The 16,116-nt window shown below is 45.4% G+C and carries 13 protein-coding genes; all 13 read left to right on the top strand.

Annotation, left to right across the window (positions count from 1 at the left end):
* Window positions 1-42 precede the first annotated feature (42 nt).
* The gene (locus AC1MBV_RS08775) at window positions 43-639 is read left to right on the top strand and encodes a class I SAM-dependent methyltransferase (RefSeq protein ID WP_255748626.1); all 597 of its coding nucleotides are present in this window, start codon (window positions 43-45) and stop codon (window positions 637-639) included.
* Window positions 640-808: 169 nt separating this feature from the next.
* Window positions 809-4,330, top strand: a complete 3,522-nt coding sequence (gene rpoB, locus AC1MBV_RS08770) for a DNA-directed RNA polymerase subunit beta (protein ID WP_255748625.1) — start codon at window positions 809-811, stop codon at window positions 4,328-4,330.
* 163 nt (window positions 4,331-4,493) lie between these two features.
* Complete coding sequence (gene rpoC / locus AC1MBV_RS08765) at window positions 4,494-8,120, top strand: DNA-directed RNA polymerase subunit beta' (protein ID WP_255748624.1); 3,627 nt, start codon at window positions 4,494-4,496, stop codon at window positions 8,118-8,120.
* 84 nt (window positions 8,121-8,204) lie between these two features.
* Window positions 8,205-8,456, top strand: coding sequence for a 50S ribosomal protein L7ae-like protein (locus AC1MBV_RS08760; RefSeq protein ID WP_255748650.1), 252 nt, complete (start codon window positions 8,205-8,207; stop codon window positions 8,454-8,456).
* 97 nt (window positions 8,457-8,553) lie between these two features.
* Complete coding sequence (rpsL, locus tag AC1MBV_RS08755) at window positions 8,554-8,967, top strand: 30S ribosomal protein S12 (protein ID WP_253063936.1); 414 nt, start codon at window positions 8,554-8,556, stop codon at window positions 8,965-8,967.
* Window positions 8,968-8,995: 28 nt separating this feature from the next.
* A complete protein-coding gene (gene rpsG, locus AC1MBV_RS08750; RefSeq protein ID WP_023511460.1) occupies window positions 8,996-9,466 on the top strand; it encodes a 30S ribosomal protein S7 in 471 nt (156 codons plus the stop codon).
* 105 nt (window positions 9,467-9,571) lie between these two features.
* Complete coding sequence (fusA, locus tag AC1MBV_RS08745) at window positions 9,572-11,650, top strand: elongation factor G (protein ID WP_255748623.1); 2,079 nt, start codon at window positions 9,572-9,574, stop codon at window positions 11,648-11,650.
* A gap of 146 nt (window positions 11,651-11,796) precedes the next feature.
* The gene (tuf, locus tag AC1MBV_RS08740; protein WP_255748622.1) at window positions 11,797-12,984 is read left to right on the top strand and encodes an elongation factor Tu; all 1,188 of its coding nucleotides are present in this window, start codon (window positions 11,797-11,799) and stop codon (window positions 12,982-12,984) included.
* Between the two features lie 324 nt (window positions 12,985-13,308).
* Window positions 13,309-13,617, top strand: a complete 309-nt coding sequence (rpsJ, locus tag AC1MBV_RS08735) for a 30S ribosomal protein S10 (RefSeq protein WP_010024543.1) — start codon at window positions 13,309-13,311, stop codon at window positions 13,615-13,617.
* 30 nt (window positions 13,618-13,647) lie between these two features.
* Window positions 13,648-14,286 carry a 50S ribosomal protein L3 gene (gene rplC / locus AC1MBV_RS08730; RefSeq protein ID WP_255748621.1) on the top strand — a complete coding sequence of 213 codons (639 nt, stop codon included), beginning with the start codon at window positions 13,648-13,650 and terminating at the stop codon, window positions 14,284-14,286.
* Window positions 14,287-14,303: 17 nt separating this feature from the next.
* Window positions 14,304-14,927 (top strand): 50S ribosomal protein L4, encoded by a 624-nt coding sequence (gene rplD / locus AC1MBV_RS08725; RefSeq protein ID WP_255748620.1) that lies wholly within the window; start codon window positions 14,304-14,306, stop codon window positions 14,925-14,927.
* Complete coding sequence (rplW, locus tag AC1MBV_RS08720; RefSeq protein ID WP_255748619.1) at window positions 14,927-15,217, top strand: 50S ribosomal protein L23; 291 nt, start codon at window positions 14,927-14,929, stop codon at window positions 15,215-15,217. The genes rplD and rplW overlap by 1 nt, the downstream gene beginning before the upstream one ends.
* Window positions 15,218-15,245: 28 nt before the next feature.
* Window positions 15,246-16,079 (top strand): 50S ribosomal protein L2, encoded by an 834-nt coding sequence (rplB, locus tag AC1MBV_RS08715; protein WP_255748618.1) that lies wholly within the window; start codon window positions 15,246-15,248, stop codon window positions 16,077-16,079.
* Window positions 16,080-16,116: the final 37 nt, after the last annotated feature.

The raw sequence follows: 16,116 nt of genomic DNA, 5'->3' as shown, positions 1-16,116 counted from the left end.
TCAACAGAACATGATTCTGATTTTTAAAGGGGGCTGATGCATATGGCAGAACACTATTATTCGGAGCATCCCCATGCGGAAAGCAAGCCGCATGCCTTGAACGCCACATTGCGGCAGCATGACCTGATTTTTACGACGGATGCAGGTGTTTTTTCAAAAAATGCAATTGATTTTGGATCCTCGCTTTTAATTGAAAGTTTTCGCGAACCTGCAGTATTAGGAGATTTTTTAGATATGGGATGCGGGTATGGTCCGATTGGAATTGCGCTTGCAAAGGCTTTTTCTAAGCGAAAGGTGACAATGGTTGATATCAATGAGCGAGCCGTGGCACTGGCGAAGAAAAATGCTGCGGAAAATCAAGTTGCGCCTGTGGTGCTGCAAGGCTCTTTATTTGAACATGTATCCGGAGAATTTGCCGCGATTCTCACTAATCCGCCGATCAGGGCAGGTAAACAAGTTGTCCACCAGATTTTTAAAGATGCTCATCGTTTTTTAAAAGAAAATGGTGAACTTTGGACGGTTATCCAAAAGAAACAAGGTGCGCCGTCCGCTTTGAAAATGCTCCAAACGTTATACAAACGAGTCGATGTAGTCGCAAAGAAAAAAGGATACTTTATTTTTTGTGCGAGAAAAGGTTGACATTAAATTTTGTCTATGATATTATGTCTTAATGCTAACATGGATATTTTTGTAGGTATAGGGATCCCTAATTTTGGGAAAACTAATCAAATAATTTTTGGACTGCGGTAAGCTTAAGAAGTATGGTTTGCCGATTTTTTCAATATGCTTGATTTGAGGGGTGAAATAGTTGACAGGTCAACTCGTACAATACGGACGCCACCGCCAACGCAGGAGCTACGCTCGGATTAAAGAAGTGCTGGAACTCCCTAATCTTATTGAAATTCAGACCGCCTCCTATCAGTGGTTCCTTGACGAAGGAATCCGAGAAATGTTTCAGGATATTTCTCCGGTGGAAGATTTTACGGGAAATCTAATTTTGGAGTTTGTCGACTATAGTTTGGGAGAACCAAAGTATTCAGTTGATGAATCAAAATCGCGGGATGTGACGTATGCCGCGCCGCTTCGCGTAAAAGTTCGGCTGATTAATAAAGAAACAGGCGAAGTGAAGGAACAAGAAGTATTCATGGGTGATTTCCCATTGATGACGGAAGCAGGTACCTTCATTATCAACGGAGCGGAACGAGTAATCGTTTCCCAGTTGGTGCGTTCGCCAAGCGTTTACTTTAATGATAAAGTCGACAAGAATGGCAAAAAAGGCTTTGGTGCAACGGTTATTCCTAACCGTGGTGCATGGCTTGAATATGAGACGGATGCAAAAGATGTCGTCTATGTAAGAATCGACCGTACAAGGAAAGTGCCCGTAACGGTTCTTTTGCGTTCCCTTGGATTCAGTACGGATCAAGAGATTATCGATCTTCTTGGAGAAGACGAATATCTGAGAAATACACTGGAAAAAGACAATACCGACAGCACGGATAAAGCGCTTGTAGAAATTTATGAACGTCTTCGTCCTGGCGAACCGCCGACTGTTGAAAACGCGAAAAGCTTGCTCGAAGCAAGATTCTTTGATCCAAAGCGTTATGATTTGGCGAATGTCGGCCGCTATAAAATGAACAAAAAGCTTCATATTAAGAACAGATTATTTAATCAGAGATTGGCTGAGAAACTGGTAGATCCGGAAACAGGGGAAATTGTTGCTGATGAAGGTACTCTGCTTGACCGCCGTACTCTCGATCGACTTTTGCCGACTATTGAGAAAAAACTCGGCTTTGTAGAATATACGCCAACCGATGGTGTGATCGCAGGACAAACGATCCGAGTTCAAAAAATCAATGTGTACTCGCCTCTCGATGAAGACAAGGGTAAAGTGGTCAGCGTAATGGGCAATTGTGTGATTGACCGATCAATCAAGCATATTACACCGGCCGATATTCTTTCTTCAATTAACTATTTCTTTGATCTGCTTCATGGAATTGGCGATACCGATGATATCGATCATTTGGGCAACCGTCGTCTCCGTTCTGTCGGCGAACTGCTGCAGAACCAGTTCCGTATCGGCTTGTCACGAATGGAACGTGTCATTCGCGAACGTATGTCCATCCAAGATACAAACAGCATTACACCGCAGGCACTGATCAACATTCGTCCTGTCATTGCGTCGATAAAAGAATTCTTCGGAAGTTCACAGCTTTCGCAGTTCATGGACCAGACAAATCCTCTGGCCGAATTGACCCATAAGCGAAGACTGTCTGCTCTCGGACCTGGCGGTTTGACTCGTGAACGTGCCGGCATGGAAGTGCGTGACGTACACTACTCTCACTATGGCCGTATGTGCCCGATTGAAACACCTGAAGGTCCGAACATCGGCTTGATCAACTCACTGTCCAGTTATGCGCGCGTTAATAAATATGGCTTCATTGAGACGCCATATCGTCGCGTAGATCCGGATACCGGCAGAGTAACCGAACACATAGATTACTTGACTGCCGATGAGGAAGATAACTACGTTGTAGCTCAGGCAAACGCCGAGTTGAGCGACGACGGCGAATTCATGGATGATCATATTCTTGCCCGTTTCCGTAGTGAGAACTTGGTTGTTCATAAAGAACGTGTCGATTATATGGACGTATCGCCTAAGCAGGTTGTGTCTGTTGCATCAGCTTGTATCCCGTTCCTTGCGAACGACGATTCCAACCGTGCACTGATGGGTGCCAACATGCAGCGTCAGGCCGTGCCGTTACTTCGTCCAGAAGCGCCGCTTGTCGGAACAGGAATGGAATATGTATCTGCCCGCGATTCAGGGGCAGCAATCCGTTCAAAATTCCGCGGCCGTGTTGAATATGTTTCGGCACGTGTGATTAAAATACGTACTTTGGAAACCATTGACGGCCGAGAAACTGAAGGCGATGTTGTTTCATACAAACTTTCAAAATTCGTACGCTCCAACCAAGGTATGTGCTACAATCAAAAACCGATTGTTGAGACAGGTATGGTTGTTGACAAGGGCGAAATCATCGCTGACGGACCTTCCATGGATAAGGGCGAATTGGCACTTGGCCGAAACGTGCTTGTCGGATTCATGACATGGAACGGTTACAACTATGAAGATGCTGTCATCATGAGCGAAAAACTCGTGAAAGACGACGTATATACTTCTATTCATATAGAGGAATATGAATCTGATGCACGTGATACGAAGCTTGGACCTGAAGATATTACCCGCGATATTCCGAATGTCGGCGAAGATGCATTGAAGAATCTCGATGATCGCGGCATTATTCGTGTCGGTGCGGAAGTACGCGACGGTGATATTCTTGTAGGTAAAGTAACGCCTAAAGGGGTTACAGAGCTTACGGCGGAAGAACGGCTGCTCCATGCTATTTTTGGTGAAAAAGCGCGCGAAGTGCGTGACACATCACTGAAAGTACCACATGGCGGCGGCGGAATTGTACACGATGTCAAGATCTTTACACGTGAAGCGGGAGACGAACTGCCACCGGGTGTTAATGAACTTGTCCGTGTTTACATCGTTCAGAAGAGAAAGATTCATGAAGGAGATAAAATGGCAGGACGCCACGGAAACAAAGGTGTCATTTCCAGAATTCTTCCTGAAGAAGATATGCCATTTTTGCCAAGCGGACGTCCGCTGGACATCATGCTTAATCCACTTGGTGTGCCTTCCCGTATGAATATTGGTCAGGTGCTTGAACTTCACCTTGGGATGGCTGCTCGAGAAATGGGTATCCACATTGCAACACCTGTTTTTGACGGTGCACGCGAAGAGGATGTTTGGAGCACACTTGAAGAAGCCGGACTTTCCCGAGACGGAAAGACAGTCCTTTATGATGGACGTACTGGTGAACCTTTCGATAACCGTGTTTCAGTCGGAGTTATGTATATGATTAAACTGGCACACATGGTTGACGATAAACTCCATGCACGTTCGACCGGCCCATATTCGTTGGTTACACAACAGCCGCTCGGTGGTAAAGCCCAGTTCGGTGGTCAGCGATTCGGTGAAATGGAAGTGTGGGCACTTGAAGCTTACGGTGCCGCACATACACTTCAAGAAATCCTGACTGTGAAGTCTGATGACGTTGTTGGACGTGTGAAAACGTATGAGTCCATTGTCAAAGGTGAGAATGTCCCTGAACCAGGCGTTCCTGAATCATTCAAGGTACTCATTAAAGAACTTCAGAGTCTTGGCATGGATGTCAAGGTTTTGGACGGCGACCACTCGGAAATCGTCATTAAAGAACTTGAGGACGAAGAAGAGACACTCGATGACAGTTTGAACGTCCAAGTCTGAGTTCTATGAATCAACCTCTTATAGAATATGTTTTGCGCCTGGAAAACGATTCAACTGCTCTTTTTCCTAAGCAGCAAAATAGTTTTCTAACATACAACAACTCGGTGAACTAAAGCGATGGCACTTTATGCCAGACACTGAAAATATAAGGGAGGTTGCCCCCTTGCTGGATGTCAATAAATTTGAATTTATGAAGATTGGTTTAGCTTCACCTGACAAAATCAGGTCATGGTCTCACGGTGAAGTAAAAAAACCTGAGACAATCAATTACCGAACACTGAAACCGGAAAAGGACGGCTTGTTCTGCGAACGCATCTTCGGGCCTACCAAGGACTGGGAGTGTCATTGCGGTAAATATAAACGCGTCCGGTACAAGGGCGTTGTTTGTGATCGTTGCGGTGTTGAAGTTACTCGGGCAAAGGTCCGCAGAGAGCGCATGGGTCATATTGAGCTGGCTGCTCCTGTATCCCATATTTGGTATTTCAAAGGCATTCCGAGCCGGATGGGACTTTTGCTGGATATGTCTCCAAGAGCACTGGAAGAAGTTATCTACTTTGCCTCTTATGTAGTGACTGAACCAGGCGATACTCCGCTTGAGAAAAAACAGCTGCTGTCCGAAAAAGAATATCGTGCTTACCGTGAAAAATACGGTAACACATTCAAAGCCGGAATGGGTGCCGAATCGATTAAAAAGCTCTTGCAAGATGTTGATTTGGACAAAGAATCAGATACATTGCAGGAAGAACTAAAGAGTGTTCAAGGACAAAGAAGAACGCGTGCAGTGAAAAGACTCGAAGTTATTGAAGCGTTCCGTGAGTCCGGTAACGAACCTTCTTGGATGATCCTGGATGTACTTCCGGTCATTCCGCCGGAACTTCGCCCAATGGTTCAACTAGACGGCGGACGTTTCGCAACGTCCGATTTGAACGATCTTTACCGGAGAGTTATTAACCGTAACAACCGTTTGAAACGTCTGCTCGAATTAGGGGCACCAAGCATTATTGTTCAAAATGAAAAACGTATGCTGCAGGAAGCGGTCGATTCACTTATCGATAACGGCCGTCGCGGCCGTCCGGTTACCGGACCCGGTAACAGACCGCTGAAATCACTTTCCCATATGTTAAAGGGAAAGCAAGGCCGCTTCCGCCAGAACCTGCTCGGGAAACGTGTCGATTATTCCGGCCGTTCCGTTATTGCTGTAGGTCCGACGTTGCAAATGTATCAATGCGGGCTGCCAAAAGAAATGGCTTTGGAACTGTTCAAGCCGTTTGTTATGAAAGAGCTTGTAAGTCGCGGCATTGCCAACAATATTAAAAGCGCAAAACGCAAAGTTGAGAAAATCCATGCGGATGTGTGGGGTGTTCTTGAAGATGTTATTAAGGAACATCCGGTTCTCTTGAACCGTGCCCCTACGCTGCACCGTCTCGGTATCCAGGCTTTTGAACCAAGAATAGTAGAAGGACGTGCGATCCGTCTTCACCCACTCGTATGTACCGCATACAACGCGGACTTTGACGGTGACCAGATGGCCGTTCACGTGCCACTGTCTGCCGAAGCGCAGGCGGAAGCTCGTCTGTTGATGCTTGGTGCACAAAATATCCTGAACCCGAAAGACGGCAAGCCAATTGTTACGCCTTCTCAGGACATGGTGCTGGGTAACTATTACCTGACACTCGAACGCAAAGGCGCTATTGGCGAAGGTAAGATTTTCAAGGATGCGGATGAAGTTATGCTCGCTTACTACAACGGCTACCTGCATCTGCATTCGCGGATTGCAATTCCCGCATCGTCGACGCATAATCCGACGTTTACGGAAGAACAAAATAAACAATACTTGCTGACAACGGCAGGGAAATTAATTTTCAACCATGTCCTGCCGCCGACGTTCCCATACATTAATGAGCCAACGGATAAAAATCTTCAGGTTGCGACTCCGAATAAATATTTTGTACCAATGGGTTCGGATATTCCAAAGGAAATCGCCGCTCGTGAAGAGATCCCGCCATTTAAGAAAGGGTATCTCGGACACATTATTGCAGAAGTATTTAAAAAGTATAAAGTTACCGAGACTTCTAAATTCCTTGACCGCTTAAAGGCGCTTGGATTCCAATATTCGACGAAAGCCGGAATAACCGTTGGTGTATCCGATGTTATCGTGCTTCCGGAAAAGAAAGAAATCCTTGATAATGCGGAAGAAAATGTGCAGAAAGTAACGAAGCAGTTCCGCCGAGGCTTAATCACTGAGGATGAACGTTATGAACGCATTGTCGGCATTTGGAGCGATGCAAAAGATACGATTCAATCCAAGCTGATGGATTCGTTGGCAAAGACCAACCCGATTTTCATGATGAGTGATTCCGGTGCCCGTGGTAATGCATCGAACTTTACTCAGCTTGCCGGTATGCGTGGTTTGATGGCCGATCCTTCTGGTCGAATTATCGAACTTCCTATTATTTCAAGTTTCCGTGAAGGTCTGACCGTGTTGGAATACTTTATTTCAACTCACGGTGCACGTAAGGGACTTGCCGATACCGCACTAAAGACGGCAAACTCTGGTTACTTGACTCGACGTCTTGTCGATGTTGCTCAAGATGTCATTGTCAGAGAAGACGATTGCGGTACGGATCGCGGTATTCTTGTGCATGCGATTCGCGAAGGCAACGAAGAAATTGAAAGTTTGTATGACCGTCTAGTCGGTCGTACGGCAAATCAAACGGTTTATCATCCAGACACTGACGAAGTACTCGTTAAGAAGAACCAGCTGATTAACGAAGACAGAGCAACCAAGATTGTGGAAGCCGGTATTACCGAAGTTGAAATTCGTACGGTATTTACCTGTGAAACAAGACATGGTGTCTGCAAAAAATGCTATGGCCGTAACTTGGCTACCGGTTCAGAGGTTGAAGTGGGCGAATCCGTTGGCATTATCGCCGCGCAATCAATTGGCGAACCTGGTACTCAGCTGACCATGCGTACGTTCCATACCGGCGGTGTTGCCGGAGACGACATTACACAAGGTCTTCCGCGTATTCAAGAATTGTTTGAAGCCCGGAATCCTAAAGGCCAGGCAACCATCACTGAAATTGACGGAACCGTTACATCGGTAACCGAGTTGAAGGATAAACGCGAAATTGTTGTCAAAGGCGCATTGGAAACCCGAACCTATACAGTACCGGTGAGTGCACGAATGAAAGTTGCTGAGGGCAATGAAGTCAAAGCCGGACAGCCGCTGATCAGTGGCTCGATCGATCCTAAAGAACTGCTTCATGTTGTCGGACTGCAAGGTGTGCAAAATTATTTGCTGCGTGAAGTTCAAAAGGTTTACCGTATGCAGGGTGTAGAAATCGGCGATAAACACGTCGAAGTCATGGTACGCCAAATGATGCGTAAAGTTCGTGTTATTGACAGCGGAGATACGACCGTATTACCGGGAGCACTTGTTGATATTCATCGCTTTAAGGATGACAACCGCGATGTGCTGCTTAATCGCAAATTACCGGCGACTGCGCATCCTGTATTGCTTGGTATCACCAAGGCAGCACTTGAAACAGATTCCTTCCTGTCCGCTGCTTCGTTCCAGGAAACGACACGTGTCCTGACTGATGCCGCAATTAAGGGCAAAGTTGATGAACTGCTCGGCTTGAAGGAAAATGTTATTATCGGCAAACTCATTCCTGCCGGAACCGGAATGCCGAAATATCGTAATGTTGTTGTTGAAACTGAGGGCGACGCACAAGGTTCGGATACGAAAGCGGAACCGGTTGAAGCACTGTTGAATCAAGAAAGTTGATTCAGCCATTGACAATGGTCAAGGGCGGGTGCTATTATATCTGAGTGTTCTTTTACACTTGTTACTTTGGAGGATTCTTTCGTGATTTCTTATGAAAAAGTGACACAATCGAAGAACGATGTGATTATTGGCACGAAGCAAGCAATCAAGGCGTTGAAAGAAAACCGTGTTAAAGAGGTTGTCATTGCCGAAGATGCAGATGTGCGTGTAACCAATAAAGTACTGATACTTGCGGAAGAATTGAAAGTGCCTGTAAGTAAAGTGGCCTCAATGAAGAAGCTAGGCCAGGCTTGCGGCATTGAAGTCGGAGCATCGGCTGTTGCGATAAAAAAATGATGTTTTTGCAAGGCGATCCTTGCAAAAACACTTTTTTGCGCGAGAAATGAACCGCCTGGATCAGTGGGTTTAGAAATTTGAAAGGAGGAACAGGTAAATGCCTACAATTAATCAATTAATTCGTCAAGGACGTAAGTCAAAAATCAAAAAGTCTACGGCGCCTGCATTAAACAGAGGCTACAACAGTTTCAAAAAATCGTTGACTGATGATTTTGCTCCACAAAAGAGGGGCGTGTGCACTCGTGTCGGAACGATGACACCTAAGAAGCCAAACTCTGCGCTTCGTAAATACGCTCGTGTTCGTTTGTCAAACAATATCGAAGTCAACGCCTATATCCCGGGAATCGGCCACAACCTTCAGGAACACAGTGTTGTTCTGATTCGCGGCGGACGTGTGAAGGACCTCCCTGGTGTGCGTTATCATGTTATCCGCGGCGCTCTGGATACGGCTAGTGTTGTTGACCGTAAGCAAGGCCGCTCGAAATACGGCGCAAAGAAGCCTAAGGCTTAATCACTATTAACTGGGAGGAGGAATTAACATGCCTAGAAAAGGCCCTGTCGAAAGACGCGATGTATTACCTGATCCGCTTTATAATTCCAAACTGGTCACTCGTTTGATCAACCGGATTATGGAAGACGGCAAAAAGGGAAAGGCGCAAACCATTCTCTATCAGGCATTTGATCTGATTAAGGAACGTACAAATCAGGAACCTATGGAAGTATTTGAACAGGCACTGAAGAATGTTATGCCTGTACTTGAAGTTAAAGCACGCCGTGTCGGCGGATCTAACTATCAGGTGCCAGTTGAAGTTCGCCCTGAACGCCGGACGACTTTAGGACTTCGCTACTTGGTTAACTATTCAAGACTTCGTGGAGAAAAAACGATGGTTGAACGGTTAGCAAACGAAATTATCGATGCTTCAAACAATACCGGCGCATCGGTTAAGAAACGCGAAGACATGCACAAAATGGCTGAAGCCAACAAAGCTTTTGCTCATTATCGCTGGTAATAAAAAAATCGATGTTCAAAATGGAAGTTGGAAAGAGTCAAGAAAATGCTTATACTCTTTTTTCCTAACACTTTGAGCATCCACTATTAGGAAGGAGAGAAAACCATGGCAAGGGAATTCTCCTTGGAAAAGACGCGCAATATCGGTATCATGGCTCACATTGATGCCGGCAAGACGACAACAACCGAGCGTATTCTCTTCTATTCAGGCCGTATCCATAAAATCGGTGAAACCCATGAAGGGGCTTCACAAATGGACTGGATGGATCAGGAAAAGGAACGCGGAATTACGATCACATCTGCGGCGACAACCGCTCAATGGAAGAACCATCGAATCAACATTATCGACACCCCGGGACACGTGGACTTTACTGTTGAAGTAGAACGTTCACTTCGTGTTCTTGACGGAGCCGTAACGGTTCTTGATGCACAATCCGGTGTTGAACCACAAACAGAAACTGTTTGGCGTCAGGCAACGACATACGGTGTGCCTAGAATTGTATTTGTTAACAAGATGGATAAGATCGGCGCTGATTTCCTTTATTCTTGCAAAACATTGCATGAACGTCTTCAAGCGAACGCTCACCCGATTCAATTACCAATGGGCGCTGAAGATAATTATCAAGGCGAAATCGACTTGGTAAACATGCAGGCATATGTTTATGAAGACGATCAGGGTTCCATTGTAGATGCCGAAGAGATTCCGGCTGAATACAAGGAACAAGCTGAAGAATACCATGAAAAACTCGTTGAAGCCGTTGCTGACGTTGATGATGACATCATGGAAAAATATTTGAACGGCGAAGAAATCTCTGTAGAAGAATTAAAAGCGGCAATTCGTAAGGCAACGTGTGCCGTTAAATTCTATCCTGTATTGTGCGGTACGGCCTTTAAGAATAAAGGTGTTCAACACGTACTGGATGCATGCATTGATTATCTCCCTTCACCGCTTGATGTTCCTGCAATCAAGGGTACATTGCCAGATACGGGCGAAGAAGCATTACGTCCGGCTGACGACAATGCACCATTTGCGGCATTGGCCTTTAAAGTAATGACCGACCCGTTCGTTGGTAAGCTGACTTTCTTCCGTGTCTATTCAGGAACAATCGAAGCAGGTTCTTATGTACAGAACTCAACGAAAGACAATCGTGAACGTATGGGACGTATTCTTCAAATGCACGCCAACCACCGCAGCGAAATCAAAAAAGTTTATTCTGGAGATATCGCAGCAGCAGTCGGCTTGAAAAATACGACAACCGGAGATACACTGTGCGATGAGGATCATCTCATTGTTCTTGAATCGATGGAATTCCCTGATCCTGTTATCCATGTTGCCATCGAACCGAAATCGAAGGCAGATCAGGATAAGATGGGCATTGCCCTTGCAAAACTTGCTGAAGAAGATCCAACCTTCAAAACGCATACAGATGAAGAAACCGGCCAGACCATTATCGGTGGTATGGGTGAGCTTCACCTCGATATCATCGTTGACCGTATGCGTCGCGAATTCAAGGTTGATGCGAATGTCGGTAACCCGCAAGTTGCTTATCGTGAAACGCTGACCAAGGCAGGCAGAGCAGAAGGTAAATTTATTCGCCAATCTGGCGGTCGTGGTCAATACGGTCACGTTTGGATTGAATTCGAACCTCAAAAAGAAGGCGAAGGATTCATATTCGAAAACAAAATCGTCGGTGGTGTTGTTCCTCGTGAATACATCCCTGCGGTTGAGGCAGGCTTAAAAGATTCGTTGCAAAACGGATTGCTTGCCGGTTATCCATTGATCGACGTGAAAGCAAGTCTTGTTGACGGATCCTATCACGATGTCGATTCCAGTGAAATGGCGTTCAAGATTGCAGCTTCAATGGCATTGAAAGCCGCTAAATCTGTGTGTGCACCGGTTATTCTTGAACCGATCATGAAAGTGGAAGTCAGCATGCCTGAAGAGTATTTAGGAGATATTATGGGTGATATCACAAGCCGCCGCGGACGCGTTGATGGCATGGAAGCACGCCAAGGTGTTCAGGTTGTCAGTGCTCACGTTCCTCTCGCGGAAATGTTTGGCTATGCGACAAACCTTCGTTCTGCAACTCAGGGACGCGGAACCTTCACGATGCAATTCGATCACTACGAACAAGTGCCGAAGAGCGTCAGTGAAGAAATTATTAAGAAGGCAACCGGTGAATAATTACTTTAACCGCGCATGCTTATTAAATTAATTGTCACACCATTTATTTTATTGTAAGCTAGGAAAGATGGCACTAAGCTTGCCAACTTTCTTACTGCATATAAATTTTAAACTTTCTATTGAATTAAAGGAGGATAATACAATCCATGGCTAAAGAACATTATGAACGTACAAAACCGCATGTTAACATCGGTACAATTGGTCACGTTGACCACGGTAAAACTACTCTGACTGCTGCTATTACAACTGTATTGGCTAAATCAGGTAAAGCACAGGCTCGCGCTTACGATTCTATCGATGGTGCTCCTGAAGAACGTGAACGCGGAATTACAATTTCGACTGCACACGTTGAATATGAAACAGACACACGTCACTATGCACACGTTGACTGCCCAGGGCACGCCGACTATGTAAAGAACATGATCACTGGTGCTGCTCAAATGGACGGAGCAATCCTCGTTGTTTCCGCAGTTGACGGCCCGATGCCACAGACTCGTGAACACATCCTTCTTGCTAACCAAGTAGGTGTTCCTGCGATCGTTGTCTTCTTGAACAAGACGGACCAGGTTGATGATCCTGAACTTCTTGAACTCGTTGAAATGGAAGTTCGTGATCTTCTTAGCGAATATGACTATCCTGGTGACGATGTTCCTGTAATCAGCGGTTCTGCTTTGAAAGCATTGCAAGGCGATCCTGTTGAAGAACAACATATTCTCGACTTGATGCAGGCTGTTGATGAATACATCCCTACTCCTGTTCGTGAAAATGACAAGCCATTCATGATGCCTGTCGAAGACGTATTCTCGATCACAGGTCGTGGTACCGTTGCAACCGGACGTGTTGAACGTGGTACGGTTAAAATCGGCGATGAAGTTGAAATTCTTGGTTTGACAGATGCTCCTAAGAAGTCAACTGTAACGGGCGTTGAAATGTTCCGTAAAACTCTTGACTTCGCTGAAGCCGGCGACAACATCGGCGCTTTGCTCCGTGGTGTTGACCGCGAAGGCGTTGAACGTGGCCAGGTTTTGATTAAACCAGGTACCGTAACTGCCCACAAGAAATTCAAGGCTCAAGTTTACGTTCTGAAAAAAGAAGAAGGTGGACGTCATACTCCATTCTTCACAAACTATCGTCCACAATTCTATTTCAGAACAACTGACGTTACAGGAACCATTACTCTTCCTGAAGGAACTGAAATGGTAATGCCTGGCGACAACGTTGAAATGGATGTTGATCTGCTTGCTCCGATCGCTATCGAACAGGGAACAAAATTCTCTATTCGTGAAGGCGGCCGTACGGTAGGCGCCGGCTCTGTATCCGAAATCGTTGAATAATGGTCGACTGAAAAAGGACTCTCTTCGGAGGGCTCTTTTTTTTTGCCTTTTTAACTTATTGAATGTAAACCAAAGTCGTTCTATAAATTATATTTTTTATTTGATCTTTTATGAGAAAGTCATTATAATGTATAAGTCACTGAAAAAGTGATGGTTCGCCTTGCTTTGTGCCTACTATTTAGGTATAATAGTGAAGTTGGTTTTTTGGCAATGATGCGGAAGGTTGCAGATACACCCGGCTCCTTTGCCAAGGCGGGCTATCTGGAAATTTTCGTGGAGCAAGTCTATTTTTGAAAAATGGACGAAAAAAGGAGGGAATACAACATGGCAAAGCAAAAGATTCGCATTCGTTTAAAGGCATATGATCACCGTATTTTGGATCAATCCGCTGAAAAAATTGTGGAAACGGCAAAACGTTCAGGTGCTAAAGTATCTGGTCCGATTCCGCTTCCTACTGAAAAATCGATTTATACGATTTTGCGTGCGGTACACAAATACAAAGATTCACGTGAACAATTCGAAATGCGCACTCACAAACGCTTAGTTGATATTGTTGAGCCTACACCCCAAACGGTAGATTCACTGATGAGACTGGATCTGCCTTCAGGTGTCGACATTGAAATCAAATTATAATTTATTTAGAACAAACAGGAGGTGTTACGGATGAGCAAGGGAATCTTAGGCAAGAAAATCGGTATGACTCAGATTTTTGCTGAAAATGGCGATGCGATCCCTGTTACGGTTGTCGATGTATCCGACAATATCGTTCTTCAAAAGAAGACGGTTGAAACGGATGGCTACGAAGCTGTACAGATCGGTTTTGATAATGCAAAAGCATCAAAAATTACCAAACCGGCAAAGGGACACGCTGAAAAGGCAAAGGCTGAACCTAAGCGCTTCATTAAAGAAATCCGTAATGTAAATTTAGATGATTACGAATTGGGCAAAGAAGTAACTGCCGACACTTTTAAAGCCGGAGAAGTCGTAGACGTAACCGGAACTTCGAAAGGTAAAGGTTATCAAGGCCCAATTAAGAGAAACAACCAGTCCCGCGGACCAATGACACACGGTTCTCGTTATCACCGTCGTCCCGGTTCCATGGGTGTTATCGATCCGGCTCACGTCTTCAAGGGCAAGAAATTGGCCGGACGTATGGGCGGCGAAACGGTTACTGTTGAAAACTTGGTCATTGCCAAAGTTGATTTGGAACGCAAATTGATTCTCATCAGCGGTAATGTGCCGGGTGCCAAGAAGAGCTATGTTGTTATAAAATCCGCACTCAAAGCAAAAGAAGCTAAATAAGAAGGGAGGACGCTTCCATGCCAGAAGTAACTGTATTTGATCAAAAAGGCGCTGAAGTAGGAACTGTTGAATTGGCAGACGCTGTATTCGGCATCACACCTAATGAACATGTTGTTTACCAAGCAGTTGTCATGCAACAGGCTTCTCAACGCCAAGGAACACATGCTGTAAAAAATCGTTCTGCTGTACGCGGCGGTGGCCGCAAGCCTTGGAAACAAAAAGGAACCGGTCGCGCGCGTCAGGGCTCTATTCGCTCGCCACAATGGGTTGGCGGTGGTACGGTATTCGGACCTACACCGCGCAGCTATTCCTACAAATTGCCTAAGAAGGTACGCAGACTTGCTATTAAGTCGGTACTATCCGGCAAGGCAGGGGAAAATGATCTGATCGTACTGGATACGCTGAAGATCGAAGCTCCGAAAACAAAGGAAATTGTTACTCTATTGAACAATTTGTCTGTTTCAGACAAGGCACTGATTGTCACAAACGACGTTGACGAAACAGCAGTTTTGTCATCTCGCAACATTCCTGGAGTGAAGGTACTTGCTGCAAACGAAGTCAATGTTCTTGATGTCGTTGCACACAACAAACTGATCGTCACCAAGGAAGCTGCGGCAAAGCTTGGGGAGGTGCTTGGATAATGAAGGATCCTCGCGATATTATAAAGCGCCCCGTACTGACTGAACGTACAACTGATCAGATGGCTGACAAGAAATACACATTTGACGTTGATACAAAGGCAAATAAGTCTGAAATCAAACGCGCTGTGGAAGCCATTTTCGATGTTAAAGTTGTCAAAGTCAATACGTTGAACGTAAAAGGTAAACCGAAACGTTACGGCCGCTATTCAGGCTATACAAATAACCGTAAGAAAGCTGTTGTCACTTTGACGCCGGAAAGCAAAGAACTCAACTTTTACGAAGGCGAATAAGGAATATTAAAGAAGGAGGTTACTGATCATGCCACTTAAAAAGTACAAACCGACAACCAATGGTCGTAGAAATATGACTTCACTTGATTTCGCAGAAATTACAACGGATACGCCGGAAAAAACATTGCTGAAGTCGTTGCCAAAGAAGGCCGGCCGAAACAATCAAGGCAGACTGACGGTTCGTCACCAAGGCGGCGGCCACAAACGTCAATACCGTGTTATTGACTTCAAACGCAATAAGGACGGCGTACCAGGTAAGATCGCAACGATCGAATATGATCCGAATCGTACGGCTAACATTGCTCTTGTTCACTATGTAGACGGCGAAAAACGCTACATTCTTGCTCCAAAGGGCATTAAAGTCGGAACTCAGATCGTATCTGGTGTCGATGCCGACATTAAAGTTGGAAATGCACTTCCATTGAAGAACATTCCAGTAGGTACTACGATTCATAATATTGAATTAAAACCAGGAAAAGGCGGACAACTCGTGCGTTCTGCAGGAACTTCCGCTCAGATTCTTGGTAAAGAAGGAAAATATGTGCTTATTCGTCTTGTTTCCGGCGAAGTACGTATGGTTCTTGAAACATGCCGCGCGACGATCGGTCAAGTCGGCAACCTGGAACATGAACTTGTTTCTGTTGGTAAAGCAGGACGTTCACGCTGGAAGGGTATTCGCCCAACGGTCCGTGGTTCTGTAATGAACCCTAACGATCACCCGCATGGTGGTGGTGAAGGTAAAGCACCAGTCGGACGCAAGTCGCCAATGTCACCATGGGGCAAGCCAACGATGGGTTACAAGACACGCAGCAAGAAAAATGCTTCTGAACAATTTATCATCAGACACCGTAAAAAGAAGTAAGTGCTTATAAATAGTTTATTTGGAAGGAGGCCTACTC

This window comes from Sporolactobacillus sp. PKPK-6 (assembly GCF_056678885.1).
Note: the sequence above shows the minus strand (reverse complement) of the source record. Positions and strands in the feature narration are given on the sequence as shown.

What these genes read in the sequence shown, in the direction of transcription:
- rplD (WP_255748620.1), top strand. Translation starts at nt 14,304, where the DNA reads ATGCCAGAAGTAACTGTATTTGATCAAAAAGGCGCTGAAGTAGGAACT.
- AC1MBV_RS08775 (WP_255748626.1), top strand. Translation starts at nt 43, where the DNA reads ATGGCAGAACACTATTATTCGGAGCATCCCCATGCGGAAAGCAAGCCG.
- rpsJ (WP_010024543.1), top strand. Translation starts at nt 13,309, where the DNA reads ATGGCAAAGCAAAAGATTCGCATTCGTTTAAAGGCATATGATCACCGT.
- rplB (WP_255748618.1), top strand. Translation starts at nt 15,246, where the DNA reads ATGCCACTTAAAAAGTACAAACCGACAACCAATGGTCGTAGAAATATG.
- fusA (WP_255748623.1), top strand. Translation starts at nt 9,572, where the DNA reads ATGGCAAGGGAATTCTCCTTGGAAAAGACGCGCAATATCGGTATCATG.
- rpsL (WP_253063936.1), top strand. Translation starts at nt 8,554, where the DNA reads ATGCCTACAATTAATCAATTAATTCGTCAAGGACGTAAGTCAAAAATC.
- rplC (WP_255748621.1), top strand. Translation starts at nt 13,648, where the DNA reads ATGAGCAAGGGAATCTTAGGCAAGAAAATCGGTATGACTCAGATTTTT.
- rpsG (WP_023511460.1), top strand. Translation starts at nt 8,996, where the DNA reads ATGCCTAGAAAAGGCCCTGTCGAAAGACGCGATGTATTACCTGATCCG.
- tuf (WP_255748622.1), top strand. Translation starts at nt 11,797, where the DNA reads ATGGCTAAAGAACATTATGAACGTACAAAACCGCATGTTAACATCGGT.
- rplW (WP_255748619.1), top strand. Translation starts at nt 14,927, where the DNA reads ATGAAGGATCCTCGCGATATTATAAAGCGCCCCGTACTGACTGAACGT.